The sequence below is a fragment of the Nocardioides pollutisoli genome, from assembly GCF_040045055.1.
GTDB classification, from domain to species: Bacteria; Actinomycetota; Actinomycetes; order Propionibacteriales; family Nocardioidaceae; genus Nocardioides; species Nocardioides tweenelious.
This window is the reverse complement of sequence record NZ_JBDZDU010000001.1, coordinates 2,131,214-2,149,055: the sequence shown is the minus strand read 5'-3', so window position 1 is coordinate 2,149,055 and position 17,842 is coordinate 2,131,214. Positions and strand designations below refer to the sequence as shown.

The 17,842-nt window shown below is 71.7% G+C and carries 17 protein-coding genes; 9 read left to right on the top strand and 8 right to left on the bottom strand.

From position 1 onward, the window contains the following. Positions 1-26: 26 nt before the first annotated feature. Complete coding sequence (locus ABLE68_RS10420; RefSeq protein WP_348871255.1) at positions 27-1,016, bottom strand: helix-turn-helix transcriptional regulator; 990 nt, start codon at positions 1,014-1,016, stop codon at positions 27-29. A gap of 272 nt (positions 1,017-1,288) precedes the next feature. Between ABLE68_RS10420 and lysS the strand changes: the two genes are divergently transcribed. Continuing rightward, positions 1,289-3,022 (top strand): lysine--tRNA ligase, encoded by a 1,734-nt coding sequence (gene lysS / locus ABLE68_RS10415; protein ID WP_348871254.1) that lies wholly within the window; start codon positions 1,289-1,291, stop codon positions 3,020-3,022. Here lysS and ABLE68_RS10410 read toward each other — a convergent pair. After that, a complete protein-coding gene (locus ABLE68_RS10410) occupies positions 3,019-3,981 on the bottom strand; it encodes a YeiH family protein (RefSeq protein WP_348871253.1) in 963 nt (320 codons plus the stop codon). The genes lysS and ABLE68_RS10410 overlap by 4 nt on opposite strands. Positions 3,982-4,082: 101 nt before the next feature. Here ABLE68_RS10410 and ABLE68_RS10405 point away from each other — a divergent pair, with 101 nt between their 5' ends. Then, on the top strand, positions 4,083-4,976 hold the full coding sequence (locus ABLE68_RS10405) for a LysR substrate-binding domain-containing protein (protein WP_348871252.1): 894 nt from the start codon (positions 4,083-4,085) through the stop codon (positions 4,974-4,976). Here the strand turns inward: ABLE68_RS10405 and ABLE68_RS10400 are convergent. Then, complete coding sequence (locus ABLE68_RS10400) at positions 4,973-5,413, bottom strand: DUF3151 domain-containing protein (protein ID WP_348871251.1); 441 nt, start codon at positions 5,411-5,413, stop codon at positions 4,973-4,975. The two genes, ABLE68_RS10405 and ABLE68_RS10400, sit on opposite strands and share 4 nt — an antisense overlap. Positions 5,414-5,449: 36 nt before the next feature. On the opposite strand from ABLE68_RS10400, the gene ABLE68_RS10395 reads away from it, so the two are divergent. Continuing rightward, positions 5,450-6,946 carry a DHA2 family efflux MFS transporter permease subunit gene (locus tag ABLE68_RS10395; RefSeq protein WP_348871250.1) on the top strand — a complete coding sequence of 499 codons (1,497 nt, stop codon included), beginning with the start codon at positions 5,450-5,452 and terminating at the stop codon, positions 6,944-6,946. Positions 6,947-7,007: 61 nt separating this feature from the next. On the opposite strand, the gene fbaA is transcribed toward ABLE68_RS10395, so the two are convergent. Then, positions 7,008-8,039 (bottom strand): class II fructose-bisphosphate aldolase, encoded by a 1,032-nt coding sequence (gene fbaA, locus ABLE68_RS10390; RefSeq protein ID WP_348871249.1) that lies wholly within the window; start codon positions 8,037-8,039, stop codon positions 7,008-7,010. A 120-nt stretch (positions 8,040-8,159) separates the two neighbouring features. Between fbaA and ABLE68_RS10385 the strand changes: the two genes are divergently transcribed. From ABLE68_RS10385 to ABLE68_RS10370, 4 genes are read left to right on the top strand one after another with little or no spacing between them, the layout of a single operon-like run. Continuing rightward, positions 8,160-9,032, top strand: a complete 873-nt coding sequence (locus ABLE68_RS10385) for a hypothetical protein (RefSeq protein WP_348871248.1) — start codon at positions 8,160-8,162, stop codon at positions 9,030-9,032. Continuing rightward, on the top strand, positions 9,029-9,541 hold the full coding sequence (locus tag ABLE68_RS10380) for a SigE family RNA polymerase sigma factor (protein ID WP_348871247.1): 513 nt from the start codon (positions 9,029-9,031) through the stop codon (positions 9,539-9,541). Before ABLE68_RS10385 ends, ABLE68_RS10380 begins: the two co-directional genes overlap by 4 nt. Before the next feature lie 38 nt (positions 9,542-9,579). Then, complete coding sequence (locus ABLE68_RS10375; RefSeq protein WP_348871246.1) at positions 9,580-10,485, top strand: hypothetical protein; 906 nt, start codon at positions 9,580-9,582, stop codon at positions 10,483-10,485. Next, positions 10,482-10,973: a SigE family RNA polymerase sigma factor gene (locus ABLE68_RS10370; protein WP_348871245.1), complete on the top strand. Its 492-nt coding sequence runs from the start codon at positions 10,482-10,484 to the stop codon at positions 10,971-10,973. The genes ABLE68_RS10375 and ABLE68_RS10370 overlap by 4 nt, the downstream gene beginning before the upstream one ends. On the opposite strand, the gene ABLE68_RS10365 is transcribed toward ABLE68_RS10370, so the two are convergent. Further along, positions 10,970-11,608 carry a TrmH family RNA methyltransferase gene (locus ABLE68_RS10365; protein WP_348873256.1) on the bottom strand — a complete coding sequence of 213 codons (639 nt, stop codon included), beginning with the start codon at positions 11,606-11,608 and terminating at the stop codon, positions 10,970-10,972. The two genes, ABLE68_RS10370 and ABLE68_RS10365, sit on opposite strands and share 4 nt — an antisense overlap. Before the next feature lie 148 nt (positions 11,609-11,756). Here ABLE68_RS10365 and ABLE68_RS10360 point away from each other — a divergent pair, with 148 nt between their 5' ends. After that, on the top strand, positions 11,757-12,488 hold the full coding sequence (locus ABLE68_RS10360; RefSeq protein ID WP_348873255.1) for a DedA family protein: 732 nt from the start codon (positions 11,757-11,759) through the stop codon (positions 12,486-12,488). 1 nt (position 12,489) lies between these two features. Here the strand turns inward: ABLE68_RS10360 and pyrE are convergent, their stop codons facing one another. Next, positions 12,490-13,014, bottom strand: a complete 525-nt coding sequence (gene pyrE, locus ABLE68_RS10355; RefSeq protein ID WP_348871244.1) for an orotate phosphoribosyltransferase — start codon at positions 13,012-13,014, stop codon at positions 12,490-12,492. Between the two features lie 35 nt (positions 13,015-13,049). Here pyrE and ABLE68_RS10350 point away from each other — a divergent pair, with 35 nt between their 5' ends. Further along, positions 13,050-14,204 carry a pyridoxal phosphate-dependent aminotransferase gene (locus ABLE68_RS10350; RefSeq protein ID WP_348871243.1) on the top strand — a complete coding sequence of 385 codons (1,155 nt, stop codon included), beginning with the start codon at positions 13,050-13,052 and terminating at the stop codon, positions 14,202-14,204. A 53-nt stretch (positions 14,205-14,257) separates the two neighbouring features. Here the strand turns inward: ABLE68_RS10350 and ABLE68_RS10345 are convergent, their stop codons facing one another. Both ABLE68_RS10345 and clpB read right to left on the bottom strand, forming a co-directional pair. Beyond that, positions 14,258-15,229 (bottom strand): hypothetical protein, encoded by a 972-nt coding sequence (locus ABLE68_RS10345; RefSeq protein ID WP_348871242.1) that lies wholly within the window; start codon positions 15,227-15,229, stop codon positions 14,258-14,260. A 12-nt stretch (positions 15,230-15,241) separates the two neighbouring features. Further along, positions 15,242-17,836, bottom strand: coding sequence for an ATP-dependent chaperone ClpB (gene clpB, locus ABLE68_RS10340; RefSeq protein WP_348871241.1), 2,595 nt, complete (start codon positions 17,834-17,836; stop codon positions 15,242-15,244). Positions 17,837-17,842 lie beyond the last annotated feature (6 nt).

Below are 17,842 nucleotides of genomic sequence, written 5' to 3'. Positions count from 1 at the left end.
AGGAGGTCGCGACGGGCGTATCGAGATCAGACCCACCCGCGTCGGGCCGCCTCGACGCCGGCCTGGAACCGCGAGTCGGCGCCCAGCTCGCTCATCAGGGCGGCGACGCGGCGGCGCACGGTGCGCAGGCTGATCCCGAGCCGGCGGGCGATCTGCTCGTCGTGGACGCCCTGCGCCATCTGCTCGAGCATGAACCGCCGCAGGTCGAGCCGCGGCTCACCCGACTCGAGGTCGGGGACGACGGCGCGGTCCCAGAGCAGCTCGAACCACAGCGTCATCGCCTGGACGACGCCCTGCTGGCGGACCACCGAGAGAGGCGAGTCGGCGAAGCCGAGCGGCTCGGGCAGGACGGCGTGGGAGTCGCCGATCACGAGCAGTCGCGAGGGCAGCTCGGGCAGCAGCCGGACCTCCTCGCCCACGGCCATCCGGCCGGCCAGTGCCGCGGGGGCGTCGTGCAGCGCGCGGACCGGGTAGATCGCCCGCGAACGGCGTCCCTGGGCGATCGCCTCGCCGACCAGCGCGATCATCCGGTCCTCCCGCGGTCCCCGCCACTGGTCGGGGCGCATCCACAGCAGGTCGCCCGTCCCCCGGAGCACCAGCGACCGGACCAAGCCGTAGATGTCGCCCCCGCTCGCGAGCTCGCCCTCGAGCGGCCTGCTGGAGTCGAGGTCACCCGGCACGGATCCGATCTCCTCGGCGCCGAGCACCGACATCGCCGCCGTGATCTCGTCGAGCCCGCGGTGCGCGCGCTCGGCCTGGGCGGACTGGGCGGCGAGCATGATCCGGAGCACCTCGACCGGGGTGGCGACCTGGACCGTCGCACCGTCGACCCGGACCACCCCGGCGTAGACGAGGGGAGCGAGCTCCTCGAGCAGCTCGTCCGGCGTACGCAGCATCGACGCGGCGACCCGGGCGAGGTCGCGTCCGGACTGGGACCGGAGCCGCTGGTAGGTGCGGTCGAGGTCCGCGGAGAAGCCGAGGGCGGTGAGCACGGTGGCCGGTGTGGTTCGCGCCATCGTGGCATCTTAGTGCCACCGTCCGTTTTTACCCCGGTGGCAACGAAGGGTCAGTGCCAGGATCCCCTCGCGCGGGCCGGAGGTGCGGGACTCAGGCTGCGACCCGGCCGCACGACCCACATCGGGGGATCGGTCGTGTGTGAAGGACGCGCAGCGCAAGGCGTGCCGGGCCCGCCACTGGGCGGCGGGCCCGGCACCCTCCACCGCCGGGCCCGCCTGCCTCGCCCGGTAGCGTTCGACTGTCCCGACAGCGAACAGGAGCAGGCGCAGCGATGGCACGAGGCAACCAGGGCGATCCCACCGACTGGGTGACGCGCGCCGCCGACGACGCCATCCGGCACGCCCACGACCGCTACGGCGACGACCTCGGCGACCACGTCATCACCTGCGCGTCCGGGGCCAGCCCGTCGGGGCCGGTCCACCTGGGCAACCTGCGCGAGTTCCTCACCGTCCACTTCGTGGCCGAGGAGATCAAGCGTCGCGGGATCCCGGCCCGCCACCTGCACAGCTGGGACGACTACGACCGCTTCCGCAAGGTGCCGGCCGGCATCGACCCGTCGTGGTCCGAGCACATCGGGCGGCCGCTGTCCGCCGTACCCGATCCGTGGGGCTGCCACGTGTCGTGGGCCGAGCACTACAAGGAGCCGCTGGTCGACTCGCTGCGCGAGCTCGGCGTCGAGATGGAGCAGATCTCCCAGACGGAGATGTACCGCGCCGGCGCCTACCGCGAGCAGATCCTCACCGCCGTACGCCGACGCGGCGAGATCGAGACCGTGATGGCGCGCTACCGGACCAAGGCCGCCGCCGCGGCCCCGGAGAGCGAGGAGGAGGCGGCCGCGATGGCCGACTCCGTCGCCAACGACGACGAGTCCGGGCTGACCGGAATGGGCGCCACCGACGACCTCGCGCGCTTCCCCTTCAAGCCCTACTGCCGCGACTGCGGCCGTGACACCACGATCATCACGGCGTACGACGACGACACGACCGACCTCTCCTACACCTGCACCGCCTGCTCCTACGACGGCGTCACCAACCTGTCGACGGACAACGAGGGCAAGCTGGTCTGGAAGGTCGACTGGCCGATGCGCTGGGAATTCGAGGGCGTCGACTTCGAGCCCGGCGGCGTCGACCACGCGAGCCCCGGCTCGTCGTACACCGTCGGCAAGGAGCTCGTGAAGCTGTACGGCGGCCGTGCGCCGTCCTTCGTCGGCTACTCCTTCGTGGGCGCTGGCGGCCAGGTGAAGATGTCGTCCTCGCGCGGCGGCGTCCCGACCGCGGCCGACGCGCTGCAGATCCTCGAGGCGCCGATCCTGCGCTGGCTCTACGTACGCCGCGCGCCCAAGCAGGCCTTCAACGTCGACTTCGGCGCCGAGGTGGTGCGGCTCTACGACGAGTGGGACGCCCTCGGCAAGAAGGCCGCCGACGCGTCGAAGCGCGACGCCCAGGTGCTCGCCTTCGAGCGCGCGTCGTCGACCACCTCGGCCGGCACGCTGCCGACCCCGGCGGTCGTCGTGCCGTTCCGCCTGCTGTCCTCGGTCGCCGACGTGACCGCCGGCAGCGCCGACCTGATCAGCCGGATCGTGAGCGACGTCGGCCACGAGCACGCGTCGGTCGCCGACCTCGAGCCGCGCCTCGGCAAGGCGATGACGTGGACCGCCGACTACGTGCCCGCCGAGGACCGCACCACGGTGCGGGAGACCCCGGACACCGCCCGGCTCGCGGCGCTGAACGAGGACGAGGAGCTCTGGCTGCGCCAGCTGCTCGACCGGATGGGCGACCACCTCGAGCTCGAGTCGACCACCTCGCTCATCTACGGCGTGCCCAAGCTGGCGCGCGGCCTCGGTCTCGACGACGCCCCGACCGACCAGGTGAAGCAGGACCAGAAGGCCTTCTTCAAGCTGCTCTACAACCTGCTCGTCGACGCCGACCGCGGGCCGCGGCTGCCCACGCTGTTCCTCGCGCTGGGTGCCGACAAGGTCCGGCTGCTGTTGACGCCGCCGGCCTAGCCGGCGACGAAGGCGGCCGGCAGGCCGAGCAGGGCGACGAGCGCCGTCGCGCCTGCCGCCAGCACCAGCACCGGTCGGCCGGTACGACGCAGCGCGGCCGGCTCGAGACCGCAGCCGAGCGCGAACATCGCGGTGGCGAGGGCACCCGCCTGCACCCAACCGGCCGCATCGAGGACCACGGCTGGCACCGGCAGGAAGGTCCGCACCGCCGCGCAGGCCACGAAGGCCAGGACGAACGCCGGCACCAGGGGCGGCCGCGTCACCGCCGTACGCCGCGACCGGTAGGAGATCACCGCGAGCACCGGCGCGAGCATCAGCACCCGGCCGAGCTTGACCGCGACCGCCACCTGGAGGGCCGCTCCCCCGACCAGGCCGCCGGCGACGACCACCTGGCCGACCTCGTGGATCGACGCGCCCGACCAGGCACCCGCCGCGGTCGGGTCGAACCCGACACCCACCGCGAGCAGGGGGAGGCCGAGCATCGCCGCGCTGCCGAAGACGACCACGAGCGAGACCACCGTCGCCACGTCCTCGTCCTTCGACCGGCGTACGCCCTCGACCGCGGCCACCGCCGCCGCGCCGCAGATCGAGAAGCCGCAGGCGACCAGCAGCGCCCGTTCGGCGGGTACGCCGAGGAGCCGGCCCAGGCCGAGCGTCCCCACGATCCCGACCACCACCACGCCCCCGATGACGACCAGCATCGGCCAGCCGAGCGCGACGATCTCAGGGAGCAGGAGCTGGAGCCCCAGGAGCGCGACGCCGACGCGGAGCACCTGGCGCGAGGCCACCTTCAGCCCGGGGCGCGACGGGTCGCCCAGACGTCCGGTCGCGGCGACGACGATCCCGAGCACGATCGCGATCAGGGTCGGGCTCAGCACCGGCACGAACGCATGACCGAGCAGCGCGGCACCACCGCCGAGGGCGGCGAGCGCGAGTCCGGGCAGGCGTGTGGTGACCACGGCTCCACGGTGGTCGCCACGACGGCTTCGCGGTAGCCGTCAATCGAGCCCCAACCCATGCGTTGGTGATATGAGCACAGACCAGGGCATATCATCGGCGCATGAGTAGCCGCCCCGATCTCACCTCCCTGGACCTGCTGGTCCGGGTGGCCGAGTCCGGGTCCCTCGGCGCTGCGGCCCGGGGCATTGGGATGGCGCAACCCAACGCCAGCAGGGCATTGAGCCGTCTCGAACGTCAGCTCGGGCTCTCGCTGCTCGTCCGCACACCGGGCGGGTCCACCCTCACGACCGAGGGCGAGGTCGTGGTCGCCTGGGCGCGCGAGGCCCTCGCCGGCGTCGACCGCGTGACGATGGGCGCCCGCTCCCTGGCCGAGGCGCGCGCCGCGCACCTGAGCGTGGCGGCGAGCCTGACGGTGGCGGAGTACCTCGCGCCGCGCTGGCTCGCGCGGTTCCGGCGCACCCACCCCGACCTCCGGGTCAGCCTCCAGGTCGGCAACTCCCACGAGGTCATCGACCTGGTCGTCGCGGGCGCTGTGCCGCTCGGGTTCGTCGAGTCACCGACCCTGCCGCGCACCGTGGCGTCGACCACGGTCGCGCGCGACTCCCTGGTCGTGGTCGTCGCGCGCGACCACCCGTGGGCACGACGGCGTACGCCGGTCTCGCCCGGCGAGCTGGTGGACGGCGGGCTCGTGCTCCGCGAGGAGGGCTCCGGCACCCGCGAGACGCTGGTCCGCGCCCTCGCACGGGAGGGTCTCGAGCTCGGGCCGACGCTCCTGGAGCTGGCGAGCACGGCGGCGGTGAAGGCCGCTGCAGCCGAGGGCGCCGCCCCGGCCGTGCTCAGCGAGCTCGCCGTCGAGACCGAGGTCGCGACCGGACAGCTCGTCGTCGTGGCCGTGCGGGACCTCGACCTCGGACGGGCGCTGAGGGCCGTGTGGTTGCCCGCGCGCCGGCCGAGCGGGCCGGCGGCGGACCTGGTCAGGCTCGCTCGGGACTAGTCGTCGTCCTCGGCCCCGGCGAGCAGCTCGTCGTACGCCGTCGGGCTGGAGTCGCGCAGGAACTCCGAGCACCGCTCCCACTCGGCGGTCTCGCCGATGGTGCGCGCCGCCAGCGCGAGGAGGGCGAGGCAGGTCAGGAAGCCGCGGTTGGGCTCGTGCTCCCACGGGACGGGGCCGTGGCCCTTCCAGCCGTTGCGGCGGAGCATGTCGAGGCTGCGGTGGTAGCCGACCCGCGCGTAGGCGTAGATCGTGATGACGTCGTCGCCGTCGTCGGCGGCCAGCGCCGCCAGCGTCGACCAGGCGAGCGGGGAGTCGGGGTGCTTGGCGACCACCTCCATGACGTCGGCGCCGGGGACGAGATCGGCCGCCGCGGGGTCCTCGGGAAGGTGGGTGGGGGGCGGGCCGGCCATCAGGTCGTTGCCTGTGAAAGAACTCATGGGCCGATTGTCCATGGTCGGGTGTTGACTTCTCCCGTGACCGACACCGAGACCACTCCAGCCCCTGCGCTGGTCGGCGGCAAGAAGCCCTGGCCCGCGCTCTTCGCGCTCGTCCTCGGCTTCTTCATGATCCTGGTGGATCTGACGATCGTGACCGTGGCGACGCCGACGATCATCGAGGACCTCGACGCGTCCGTGAACGACGTCGTCTGGGTCACCAGCGCCTACACGCTCGCCTACGCCGTCCCGGTCCTGATCACCGGTCGCCTCGGCGACCGCTTCGGGTCCAAGCGGCTCTACCTCGCCGGCCTGGTCGTCTTCACCCTGGCCTCGCTGTGGTGCGGGCTGACCGACACCGTCGGCGCACTCATCCTGGCCCGCGTGGTCCAGGGTCTCGGTGCCTCCCTGATGACGCCGCAGACGATGGCGATCATCACGCGGATCTTCCCGGCACAGACCCGGGGCCAGGCGATGGCCGTCTGGGGCGCGACCGCCGGCGTCGCCATGGTCGTCGGGCCGATCCTGGGCGGCGTGCTCACCGACGGGCTCGGCTGGGAGTGGATCTTCTTCGTCAACGTGCCCATCGGCGTCCTCGCCTTCGTCATGGCGTGGAGGCTGGTGCCCAGCCTGCCGACGCACGAGCACGTCTTCGACTGGCTCGGCGTCGCCCTGTCCGGCCTCGGGCTCTTCCTGCTCGCCTTCGGCATCCAGGAGGGTCACCAGCAGGAGTGGGCCGCCTGGATCATCGCGATGATCGTCGCGGGCGCGGCACTCATGGTCGCGTTCGTCCTCTGGCAGCGAGCCAACAAGCGCGAGCCCCTGGTGCCGCTCAGCCTCTTCACCGACCGCAACTTCTCGGTCTCGACGGTGGCGATCAGCGTGATGGGCTTCATCGGCGCCTCGTTCGGCTACCCGCTGATGCTGTGGGCCCAGGCGGTGCGCGGCTTCGACCCGACCCATGCCGCACTGCTGCTGTTCCCGATGGCGATCATGTCGATCCTGCTGGCCAAGCCCGTCGGTGACCTCACCGACCGGATCCACCCGCGGATCATCCTCGGCTTCGGCTTCGCGATCAGCCTCGTCGGCATGCTGCTCATCACCTGGCGCCTCACTCCCGACGCGGCGATCTGGGAGATCTGCGTCTTCCAGGTGCTCGTCGGCATCGGCAACGCGTTCATCTGGGCACCCACGGCCGCGACCGCCACCCGCAACCTGCCCATGCAGCTGGCGGGTGCCGGCTCCGGCGTCTACAACGCCACGCGCCAGGTCGGCGCCGTGATCGGCTCGGCCGCGATCGCGGTCCTCATGGACAGCATGCTGGCGCACTACCTGCCCGGCGCCTCGGCGCAGGGCGATGCCGGAGCGGACCAGATCGCGGACCCAGCGGTCGCCACCCTGTTCTCACAGGCCATGCAGCACTCGCTGCTGCTCCCTGCGCTTCTCTACGCCGTCGGGCTGGTCGCGGTCATGTTCTACGAGCGACCCAACCACTCCGGCTTCGCCGGGGAGGCTCCGGTGGTCGTCGCGGAGTGACCGCGCGGACGTCATACGGACGGTGTGTCCCCTTGCACCGACCGTATGACGTCCGGCGACGTCAGCCGACGGACTTGCCGGCCGAGCGCAGGTTCTCGCAGGCCTCGACGACCCGGGCGGCCATGCCGGCCTCTGCGGCCTTGCCCCAGGCGCGCGGGTCGTAGGCCTTCTTGTTGCCGACCTCTCCGTCGACCTTCAGCACGCCGTCGTAGTTGGTGAACATGTGGGCCGCGACCGGCCGGGTGAAGGCGTACTGCGTGTCGGTGTCGACGTTCATCTTCACGACGCCGTAGTCGACCGCTGCGCCGATCTCCTCGGCCGTCGAGCCCGAGCCGCCGTGGAAGACCAGGTCGAAGGGCTTCGAGCCGGCCGTGAGGCCGAGCTTGGCGACCACGGCCTCCTGGGCGGTCTTGAGGATCTCGGGGCGCAGCTTGACGTTGCCGGGCTTGTAGACACCGTGCACGTTGCCGAAGGTCAGTGCGGTCAGGTAGCGGCCCTTCTCGCCGATCCCCAGCGCCTCGACGGTGGCCAGGGCGTCCTCGGGCGTGCTGTAGAGCTGCTCGCCGCCGCCACCCTCGACACCGTCCTCCTCGCCGCCGACGACCCCGATCTCGACCTCGAGGATGATGTGGGCAGCAGCGCACTTGGCCAGCAGCTCCTGGGCGATCTGCAGGTTCTCCTCGAGAGGCACGGCGGACCCGTCCCACATGTGCGACTGGAAGAGCGGCAGCTCACCGCGCGCGACCCTCTCGACGGAGATGTCGAGCAGCGGCCGGACGAAGCCGTCGAGCTTGTCCTTGGGGCAGTGGTCGGTGTGCAGCGCGACGTTGACCGGGTAGTTCTTGGCGACCTCGGCGGCGTACGCCGCGAACGCGGCCGAGCCGGTGACCATGTTCTTGATCGTCGGCCCGGAGAGGTAGTCCGCGCCTCCGGTCGAGACCTGGATGATGCCGTCGGCGCCGGCCTCGGCGAAGCCCTGCAGCGCGGCGTTCAGGGTCTGCGACGACGAGACGTTGATGGCCGGGAACGCGAAGGCGTTCGCCTTGGCGGCATCCAGCATCTCGGCGTACTTCTCGGGCGTGGCGATGGGCATCGTGGAGCTCCTCGGGAAGATCGGGACGTCTGTCCCCGACCCTAGTGCGTAGCGTGACAACCGATCACGGACCCGTCTCGTAATCCTGGTGACAGCGTGCCCACCCGGAGGAGCAACACCATGGACTGGCAGCAGCTCATCGACGACGCGATCGAGCCGAGTCCCGCGACCCAGCAGCCCGTGCAGCAGCGCGTCGAGGCCGGCAGGAGTGCCCTGCGGCGACGCCGGGTGGCGGCAGGAGTGGCGGGCGTCGCGGCAGCGGCCGTGGTCGGCGCAGTGGCCTGGGCACTCCCGCAGGGCGCCACGTCGACCGAGCCCCCGATCACCGGGACCGGACGCGCCACCACCGAGCCGAGCGCGCCGACCTCCGGAACGCCGCTGAGCAAGGCCGACATGATCCTCGGCAGCGTGGACATCCCGGGTCACGTCGACGCCGCCTACGACTTCGACGACGGCTCGCTGGTGGTCCGCGACGGTTGGCGGATCGTGCGCACCGTCCAGGACCCGCTCACGGTCGCTCCCGATGGGGAGTTCGACCCGCCGACCGACTCCGCCGGCCTCGTCGTCACCGACGGCACGGACGTGGAGTGGGAGCTGATCTACTGGCACGAAGGCAGTGGTGGATCCTCGGCCGCCACCAGCAACGCCGCCGCTGGCAGCGGATACGCGGACTTCGACACCTGGCTCGACGTCCAGGTCGCTCGCAAGACCGGAGCGTGGACCCCCGATCTCGTCACCGGCACGCCCTCGCACCTCACCCTTCTCAACGGCACCCGGATCATCGACCAGCGACCGGCGCCGGAGCTCGGCGAGGACTACGCCGTGGCGGAGCTCCAGGAGTTCAACGAGCAGTGGTGGGTCGTCACGCGTCCGGGATCCGGCTCGACCACCGAGGCGCTCATCGTCACCTATCCGTTCGAGGGCGACGCAGCCACGCTCGACGGGTTCGTCGACCATGTCCGCTCCGAGGGCGTGCTGGGCGGTCGCTCGTGAGCTGGTGGGCGCCGCGACGGACGCGGGAGGAGGAGTACGTCGACTACGTCTCGGCCCGGCAGGCCCATCTCCTCCGGATCGCCTACGCGATCTGCGGCGACTGGCACCAGGCCGACGACCTGCTGCAGTTGGCGCTCACGAAGCTCTACGTCGCGTGGCCGCGCGTTCACCGCGACGGTCGGGAGGACGCGTACGTCCGGCAGATCCTGGTGCGCACCAACATCGACGAGCACCGACGCCCGTGGCGACGTGAGCAGCCGGCCGCCGAGACACCCGAGGTCGAGGCCCGGGCAGACCTGCCTCTCGACGAGCGGGAGGCGCTGTTCGCGGCGCTCCAGCAGCTGCCGCCGATGCAGCGCCGCACGGTCCTGCTCCGTCACTGGCTCGACCTCTCGGTCGCCGAGACCGCGATGGAGCTCAGCATCAGCCAGGGCACGGTCAAGAGCCACACCAGCCGCGGCCTCGAGGCCCTGCGGCAGGCTCTCGCGGAGGAGCACTCCTCGCCGTAGCGTGACAACCGATCGCCCTCGACCTGCGTATCACTCACATGGACACCGACCTCCGCGACGAGCTGGACCGTTCCTTCGGCGACGGCCCGGCGATCGACGACACCGCCGTCCTGCTCGACCGCGGCCACCGGGCGCTGCGCCGCCGACGGCTCGCCTCGGGGGCCGCGACGCTCGCCGTCGCGGTCGTGGCGATCTCGACCTCCGCCGTCCTCCACAGCGGACCGAGCGAGAGCACCGGCGTACCTCTCGGCCCGCCGGCTTCGTCGCCGAGCCAGACCCCGCAGGACACCGAGGTCGACGGCGTGGTCCTCGTGCCCGACCCGAGCATGCGACGCTCCACCCCGGTCGTCCTCGCCCGCGACGGCTCGGTGCACGTCTGGCCGGACGCCCAGGTGACCGTCGCGATCCCCAACCCGTTCGAGCGGGTCGCCCCGTCGACGTCAGCTGCCGTTATCTATCTCGTCGACGGCAAGCCGCACTGGTACGTCGGCTACTACGAGCCCGACCAAGGTGGCGGAGGAGTGATGACCCCGGCGCGCGACGACGTGTCGTTCCGGGACTGGGTGCTCGAGCAGAAGGCCGTCCAGGGCTCCGACCGGGGCACGGGTGGGGGCACCTCGTCCGCCGAGTGGCCGGGCCGGGTCGACCTGGAGCTGGTGCGCTTCGCCGGCCAGAGCGCGCGGCTGGAGGCCCAGGACGGGGTCACCCTGCTCCAGCAGCGGCCACACCCGCAGGTGGGCGACAGCTTCGCCGCGGCCGACGACCTGAGCGCTGTGGCCGAGGTCCGCTACGAGGGCGAGCGCTACTACGTGCTGGCCCGCCACCTCCCGGGCGACGCCCCGCAGTACATCGCGGTGAGCGCCGCCGAGGGCGGGTCGACCCTCGCCGACTTCCTCGACTACGCCCGGGGCCGGTACGCCGAGGGCGGGGGTGGGCTGTTGTGAGCCCGGCAGAGCGGGACGCGGCGTTCTCGGAGTTCGTCGGCGCCCGGCGCACCCACCTGCGCCGGGTCGCCTACGCCCTGTGCGGCGACTGGCACCGCGCCGACGACCTGGTGCAGACCGCGTTGGTGAAGCTGTACATCGCGTGGCCGCGGATCGTCCGCGACGGGCGTGAGGAGGCCTACGTCCGCACGATCCTCGTGCGCGCCGACGTCGACGAGCACCGCCGGCCGTGGCGTCGGGAGGCCGTCGGCCTGCCGCACGCCGAGACCCCAGCCCGCGAGCCGCTGCCGGTCGAGGAGCGCTCGGCGCTGTTCGAGGCGCTCCAGGCGCTGCCCACCATGCAGCGCAAGGTCGTGGTGCTGCGGCACTGGCTCGGTCTGTCGGTCGCCGAGACCGCCCACGAGCTGCGGATCAGCCAGGGCACCGTGAAGAGCCACAGCTCGCGAGGCATCGAGTCGCTGCGCGCAGTGCTCGCCGAGCAGCGCTAGCCCCGCCACGCGTCGTCGCCGGAGAGGTCGGCGTACTGCCGGACCCAGCCGTGCATCGCGATCGCGGCGGCCGACGAGGCGTTGATCGAGCGGGTCGACCCGAACTGCGCGATCGAGAAGGTCCCGTCGCACGCGTCCCGCGCGCCCTCGGAGAGGCCCGGCCCCTCCTGCCCGAAGAGGAAGCAGACCCGACGCGGCAGCTCGGTCGTCTCCAGGTGCAGCGACCCCGGGAGGTTGTCGACGCCGAGCAGCACGACGTCGCGCTCGTGGAGGTAGGCCGCGAGGTCCGCGACGCTCGGGTGGTGCCGCACGTGCTGGTAGCGGTCGGTCACCATCGCCCCGCGCCGGTTCCACCGCCGGTTGCCGACGATGTGGACCTCGGCCGCCAGGAACGCGTTGGCGGTCCGGACGATCGTCCCGATGTTGAAGTCGTGCTGCCAGTTCTCGATCGCGACGTGGAAGTCGTGCCGTCGCGTGTCCAGGTCGGCGACGATCGCCTCGACCGTCCAGTAGCGGTAGCGGTCGACGACGTTGCGCCGGTCGCCCTCGGCGAGCAGCCGCTCGTCGTACTCCGGACCGGTCGGCCAGGGTCCCTCCCAGGGTCCGACCCCCACCTCCGGCGGGCCGTGCGGCATCGGGTCGTACGGCGCCCTCTCGTCGTCGGCGGTCCCCGGGTCGGGGCCTTCCGGGTGAACGGCGTCGGGCACGTCGGTAACGGTAGGGGATCGGTCGGGCCTTCCTCCCACCTCGTCAGGTGCCGGCAGGTACCGTTGGGGTGTGAACATGGTCCTGTTGGGGCAGCCGATGCTGCTCGGCATGGACTGGATGGACCCCCAGCAGCTGCTGGACTGGTTCGGGCCGTGGTTCTTCTGGGCCAGCGTGCTGATCGTCTTCATCGAGTGCGGGCTGTTCTTCCCGTTCCTGCCGGGCGACACGCTGCTCTTCGCGATGGGTCTCTTCATCGCCACCGACCGGGTCAGCATCGTCCCTGGCCACCACGCCATCGACCTCGTCGTGGCGCTCGCCATCTTCTCGGCGGCAGCCTTCCTCGGCAACGTGGTCGGCTACGAGATCGGCCGCAAGATCGGCCCACCGCTCTACGAGCGCGACGGTCGGATCCTCAAGCGGAAGTACTTCGACCAGACGCGCGGCTTCTTCGACAAGCACGGCACCAAGGCGTTGGTCATCGGCCGGTTCGTGCCGTTCGTGCGGACCTTCATCACCGTGGTCGCCGGCGTGACCCGGATGGACCGGCGGGTCTTCTTCACGTGGAGCGCGATCGGCGCCGTGCTGTGGGTCTTCACGATCACCCTGCTCGGCTACTTCCTGGGCACGACCGTGCCGTGGCTGGCCGACAACATCGACTACGTCACGCTCGCGATCCTGGCGTTCACCGTGGTGCCGCTCGGCATCGAGTGGCTCCGGCACCGGCGCCACAAGAACGCGGCTGCGCGCATGAAGATCACCACCGACCTCGAGCTGCCCGAGCCGGTCCAGGCGACCGACAAGCCCTGACCTACCCGCGAGCAGCGTCGAGCTGGGCCTTGGTGAGCACGGGGCGCACCTCGAGACCGACGTCCTCGAGCGGGTTCTGACCTTCGGGGCTGCGGTCGATCGCACACACCACGACCTCGACGACGGCGCCGGCGTCGCGCAGCGCGTTCGTCGCGTCGCGGACGGCCCCGCCGGTGGTGATCACGTCCTCGATCAGGGTGACCCGGCGGCCGGCGACGTCCGGCCCCTCGGCCAGCTTGCAGGTGCCGTACTCCTTGGCCTTCTTGCGCACGAAGAGCGCCGGACGGCCGGTCAGGCTGCTGACCATGGTCGCGATCGGTACACCGCCGAGCTCCAGGCCTCCGAGCAGGTCGGTGTCGGGCGGCAGCAGGTCGACCATCTCCCGGGCGACCCGCAGGAGCAGGGCGGGGTCGGCCTCGAAGAGGTACTTGTCGAAGTACTCCGTCGCCTGCTGGCCCGAGCGGAGCGTGAACTCCCCGGTCAGTCGGCAGATCGCGTCGATGTCGGCAGCAAGCGTCTCGTCCACGCCAGCACCTTATCGGCGGCGTTAGGGTCGGGCGCATGCTGGCTCAACGCCTCGAGGGCATCCCCCCGACGATCTTCTCGGAGATGTCCGCGCTCGCCGTCCGCACCCAGGCGGTCAACCTCGGCCAGGGCTTCCCGGACGTCGACGGCCCGCCCGACGTGATCGCCCGGGCCGTCGCGAGCCTCGAGGGCGGGCTCAACCAGTACGCCCCCGGTCTCGGCGTCCCCGCGCTCCGACAGGCGATCGCTCGTCACCAGGCGCGCCACTACGGCATCGAGCTCGACCCGGACACCGAGGTCGTGGTGACCACCGGCTGCACCGAGGCGATCGCAGCCGCGCTGCTCGGACTGGTCGATCCCGGCGACGAGGTCGTCGTGCTCGAGCCCTACTACGACTCCTACACCGCGATGATCCAGATGGCCGGCGGCGTACGCCGTCCCGTCACGCTGCGCTCCCCCGACTTCCGGCTCGACGTCGACGAGCTGCGCGCCGCGGTCACGCCGCGCACCCGCTTCGTGCTGCTCAACTCACCGCACAACCCGACCGGCACCGTGCTCACCCGGGCCGAGCTGCAGGCCGTCGCGGACCTGGCGATCGAGCACGACCTCGTCGTCATCACCGACGAGGTCTACGAGCACCTGACGTACGACGACAGCGAGCACGTGCCGCTCGCGACCCTGCCCGGCATGTTCGAGCGGACCCTGACGCTGTCGAGCGCCGGGAAGTCCTACTCGTTCACGGGCTGGAAGGTCGGCTGGGCGACCGGCCCGGCCTCCCTGGTCGGTGCGGTGCTGGCCGCGAAGCAGTGGCTGACCTTCACCTCGGGCTCACCGCTGCAACCGGCGGTCGCCTTCGCGCTCGACGAGGAGCCCGACTTCCCGCTCGCCCTGGCGAAGGAGCTGCAGGCGAAGCGCGACCTGCTCTGCTCGGGACTCGCGGACGTCGGCCTCGACGTACGCGCCCCCGAGGGCACCTACTTCGCGACCACCGACATCAGCTCGCTCGGCTGGGCCGACGGCCTCTCCTTCTGCCGGGCGCTGCCCGAGCGCGCCGGCGTCGTCGCCATCCCGACCCAGGGCTTCTACGACTCGGACTCCGGTCGTCAGCTCGTCCGCTGGGCGTTCTGCAAGGAGCCCGGGGTGATCGAGGAGGGGTTGCGCCGGCTCGCGGGGGTCGACCTGTCGGCGTAGTCACGGACGTTGTGGTGGTCCTGCGGGCAAATCTGCCACCACTACGTCCGTGACTACCCCGACGGACGGTCGAACCAGGGCCGGCTGTCCCGGCGGAGCAGCAGCGCGATCGTGACGGCGCCGCCGACCAGCGGGAAGACCAGGGCGAAACCACCCACGGCGGTGCCGATCAGGCTGAGGCCCGCCGCGACCGAGGCCGAGACGATGAGCACGATCCGCGCCCACGCCACGCGCCGGTAGACCAGCACGGCCATCGCGGCGGCGCCGACGCACCAGAGCACGATGCCGGCGGCCATCACGTACGTCGCGACCTCGAGCATCGAGTCGGTGACGCCGCGGGCGGCCAGGTCGGGGTTCTGCCTGTGCACCTCGTCGAGGATCACCTCGGGGTCGAGGGCGATCGTGATCGCGCTGACGACCACCCCGAACGCCACGAGACCGCAGAGGATCCAGGTCAGCACGCAGGCCCACACGACGGCCGGCGGCCGGCGGGTGACGACGGGGACGGTGGTCGAGCCGAACCCGACGGTCGAGCTCGTCGAGAGCCCCCGAGCAGGTGCGGCGACCGCGGGCCTCGCCGGTCGCGGCGCCGGCATCGTGCCGTCGCGGAACCAGTCACGGGCCGGCTGCAGCCACAGCATCACGGCGGACGCGGCCACCAGCGACGACACGAACCCGCCGGTCACCATCCCGGTGACGAAGAGCGGCGCCGCCAGCACCGTGAGGGCGAGCCGGGCGCTCTTGCTGCGACGGAGGACCTGGTAGCCGAGGATCCCGGCCGCCGTCGCGCAGCCCGCCGCGACCATCGCGGTGGTGCGCAGCAGGCTGACCACGCCGTCGACGCCGATGCCGAGGTCCGATCCGGGCGGCGTCGACAGGAAGTCCTGGATGGACTCCTGCGTCTCCAGGGTGCCGAGCCCCGAGATCCGCTCGAACACCATCGCGACGACGATGGCCGAGCCGACCATGATCAGCCACGCGGCCAGGGTCACCTGGCGGGGGCGTTCGGGGGTCGGCTCGGTCACGGCGTCATTCCATCACGCGGTGGTGAGGACCAGACCTTCCGCGCCCTCGACCCGGTCGACCCCGACCTTGCCGCCGTCGCCGACCTCGCCGCCGATCAGCATCTTGGCGAGCGGGTCGCCGATCGACGACTGGATGAGGCGGCGCAGCGGGCGGGCGCCGTACGCCGGGTCGTAGCCCGTCTCGGCGAGCCACGTCTTCGCGGCGTCGCTGACCTGGATCGAGATCCGGCGCACCGCCAGCCGCTTCTCCAGCAGCGCGAGCTGCAGGTCGACGATGTGGGTCAGCTCGTCGCGACCGAGCGCGTCGAACTGCACGATCTCGTCGAGCCGGTTGAGGAACTCCGGCTTGAACGACGCGCGCACGGTGGCCAGCACGGCCTCACGCTTCTTGTCCGGGTCGAGCGTCGGGTCGACGAGGTACGCCGAGCCGAGGTTGCTCGTCAGGATGAGCAGGGTGTTGCGGAAGTCGACGGTGCGGCCCTGACCGTCGGTCAGCCGGCCGTCGTCGAGCACCTGCAGCAGGATGTCGAAGACCTCCGGGTGGGCCTTCTCGACCTCGTCGAGGAGGACCACGGAGTAGGGGCGCCGGCGCACCGCCTCGGTGAGCTGCCCGCCCTCGTCGTAGCCCACGTAGCCGGGCGGCGCACCGACGAGGCGAGCGACCGCGTGCTTCTCGGAGTACTCGCTCATGTCGATGCGGACGATCGCCCGCTCGTCGTCGAAGAGGAAGTCGGCCAGCGCCTTGGCCAGCTCGGTCTTGCCGGTCCCGGTCGGGCCGAGGAAGAGGAACGAGCCGGCGGGTCGGTTGGGGTCGCTGATGCCGGCCCGCGACCGGCGTACGGCGTCGCTCACGGCGGTCACCGCGGCACGCTGGCCGACGAGCCGCTCGCCGATGACGTCCTCCATGCGCAGCAGCTTGGCGGTCTCGCCCTCGAGCATCCGGCCGGTCGGGATACCGGTCCAGGCCTCGACGACCTCGGCGATCTGCTCCGGGCCCACCTGCTCGCCGACGAGCGGCTCGACGGTCGACTCGGCCGTCTGGGCCGCGGCGTGGAGCGCCTTCTCGAGCTCGGGGATCTTGCCGTAGAGGAGCTCGCTGGCCTCGTCGAGCTTGCCCTCGCGCATCAGCCGGTCGGCCTGGACGCGCACGGCGTCGAGGCGGCGGCGGAGCTCGCCCTCACCCTCGAGCGTGGACTTCTCCTGCTCCCAGCGGGTCTCGAGGGCGCGCAACGACTCCTCCTTGTCGGCGAGGTCGGCGCGCAGGTGCTCGAGCCGCTCGCGCGACCCGTCGTCGGTCTCCTTCTGGAGCGCGAACTCCTCCATCTTGAGCCGCTCGACCTGGCGGCGGAGCTGGTCGATCTCCTCCGGGGAGGACTCGATCTCCATCCGCAGCCGAGAGGCGGCCTCGTCGATGAGGTCGATCGCCTTGTCCGGCAGCTGGCGACCGCTGATGTAGCGGTCGGACAGCGTCGCGGCCGCGACCAGCGCCGAGTCGAGGATCCGCACGCCGTGGTGCGCCTCGTACTTCTCCTGGATGCCGCGCAGGATCTGGATGGTGTCCTCGACGCTGGGCTCCCCGACGAAGACCTGCTGGAAGCGACGCTCCAGCGCGGGGTCCTTCTCGATCCGCTCGCGGTACTCGTCGAGCGTGGTCGCGCCGATCATGTGCAGCTCGCCGCGCGCCAGCATCGGCTTGAGCATGTTGCCGGCGTCCATCGCGGAGTCGCCGCCGGCGCCCGCGCCGACGACCGTGTGCAGCTCGTCGATGAAGGTGATGACCTGCCCGCCGGCGTCCTTGATCTCCTCGAGGACGGCCTTGAGCCGCTCCTCGAACTCGCCGCGGTACTTCGCTCCGGCCACCATCGCGGCCAGGTCGAGGCTCAGCACCCGACGTCCCTTGAGCGAGTCGGGCACGTCGCCTGCGACCACGCGCTGGGCGAGCCCCTCGACGACGGCGGTCTTGCCGACGCCGGGCTCACCGATGAGGACCGGGTTGTTCTTGGTACGCCGCGACAGCACCTGGATGACGCGGCGGATCTCGGCGTCGCGGCCGATGACGGGGTCGAGACGACCCTCCTCGGCGGCGGTCGTGAGGTCGACGGAGTACTTCTCCAGGGCCTCGTACGTCGACTCCGCCTCCTGGCTCGTCACGCGCCGGTTGCCGCGCACGGCGGTGAGACCCTCGCGCAGCCCCTCCTCGGTGAGGCCGACGTCGCGGAGCAGGGTCTGGGCGCTGCTCTCGGTGCCGGCGATCGCGATGAGCAGGTGCTCGGTCGCGACGTACTCGTCCTTCATCCCGGCGGCCAGGTCGAGCGCACCCGCGAGCACGCGGGTGAGGGCCGCGGACGCGGACGGCTGCTGGACCGTCTGCCCGCTCGCGGTCGGCAGCGCGGCCATCGCGGCCTCGGCGCGGGAGGTCAGCGCGGCGGCGTCGACGCCGGCCTTCGTGACCAGGTTGCGGGTGGTGCCGTCCTCCTGGCGCAGCAGCGCGACCAGCAGGTGCAAGGGCTCGGTGTGGGTGTTGCCGGCGGTGGTCGCGGCGAGCTGGGCGGCCTCGATGGCCGCGCGGCTCCGGGTGGTGAACTTCTCGGCGCCGAACTGACTCATGGCGTC

Bases quoted from the DNA above. Each gene is read 5' to 3' on its own strand.
- ABLE68_RS10350 (WP_348871243.1), top strand. From the start codon at position 13,050: ATGCTGGCTCAACGCCTCGAGGGCATCCCCCCGACGATCTTCTCGGAG.
- clpB (WP_348871241.1), bottom strand. From the start codon at position 17,836: ATGAGTCAGTTCGGCGCCGAGAAGTTCACCACCCGGAGCCGCGCGGCC.
- ABLE68_RS10405 (WP_348871252.1), top strand. From the start codon at position 4,083: ATGAGTAGCCGCCCCGATCTCACCTCCCTGGACCTGCTGGTCCGGGTG.
- ABLE68_RS10365 (WP_348873256.1), bottom strand. From the start codon at position 11,608: ATGCCGCACGGCCCGCCGGAGGTGGGGGTCGGACCCTGGGAGGGACCC.
- ABLE68_RS10400 (WP_348871251.1), bottom strand. From the start codon at position 5,413: ATGAGTTCTTTCACAGGCAACGACCTGATGGCCGGCCCGCCCCCCACC.
- ABLE68_RS10375 (WP_348871246.1), top strand. From the start codon at position 9,580: ATGGACACCGACCTCCGCGACGAGCTGGACCGTTCCTTCGGCGACGGC.
- ABLE68_RS10360 (WP_348873255.1), top strand. From the start codon at position 11,757: ATGGTCCTGTTGGGGCAGCCGATGCTGCTCGGCATGGACTGGATGGAC.
- ABLE68_RS10420 (WP_348871255.1), bottom strand. From the start codon at position 1,016: ATGGCGCGAACCACACCGGCCACCGTGCTCACCGCCCTCGGCTTCTCC.
- ABLE68_RS10385 (WP_348871248.1), top strand. From the start codon at position 8,160: ATGGACTGGCAGCAGCTCATCGACGACGCGATCGAGCCGAGTCCCGCG.
- lysS (WP_348871254.1), top strand. From the start codon at position 1,289: ATGGCACGAGGCAACCAGGGCGATCCCACCGACTGGGTGACGCGCGCC.
- fbaA (WP_348871249.1), bottom strand. From the start codon at position 8,039: ATGCCCATCGCCACGCCCGAGAAGTACGCCGAGATGCTGGATGCCGCC.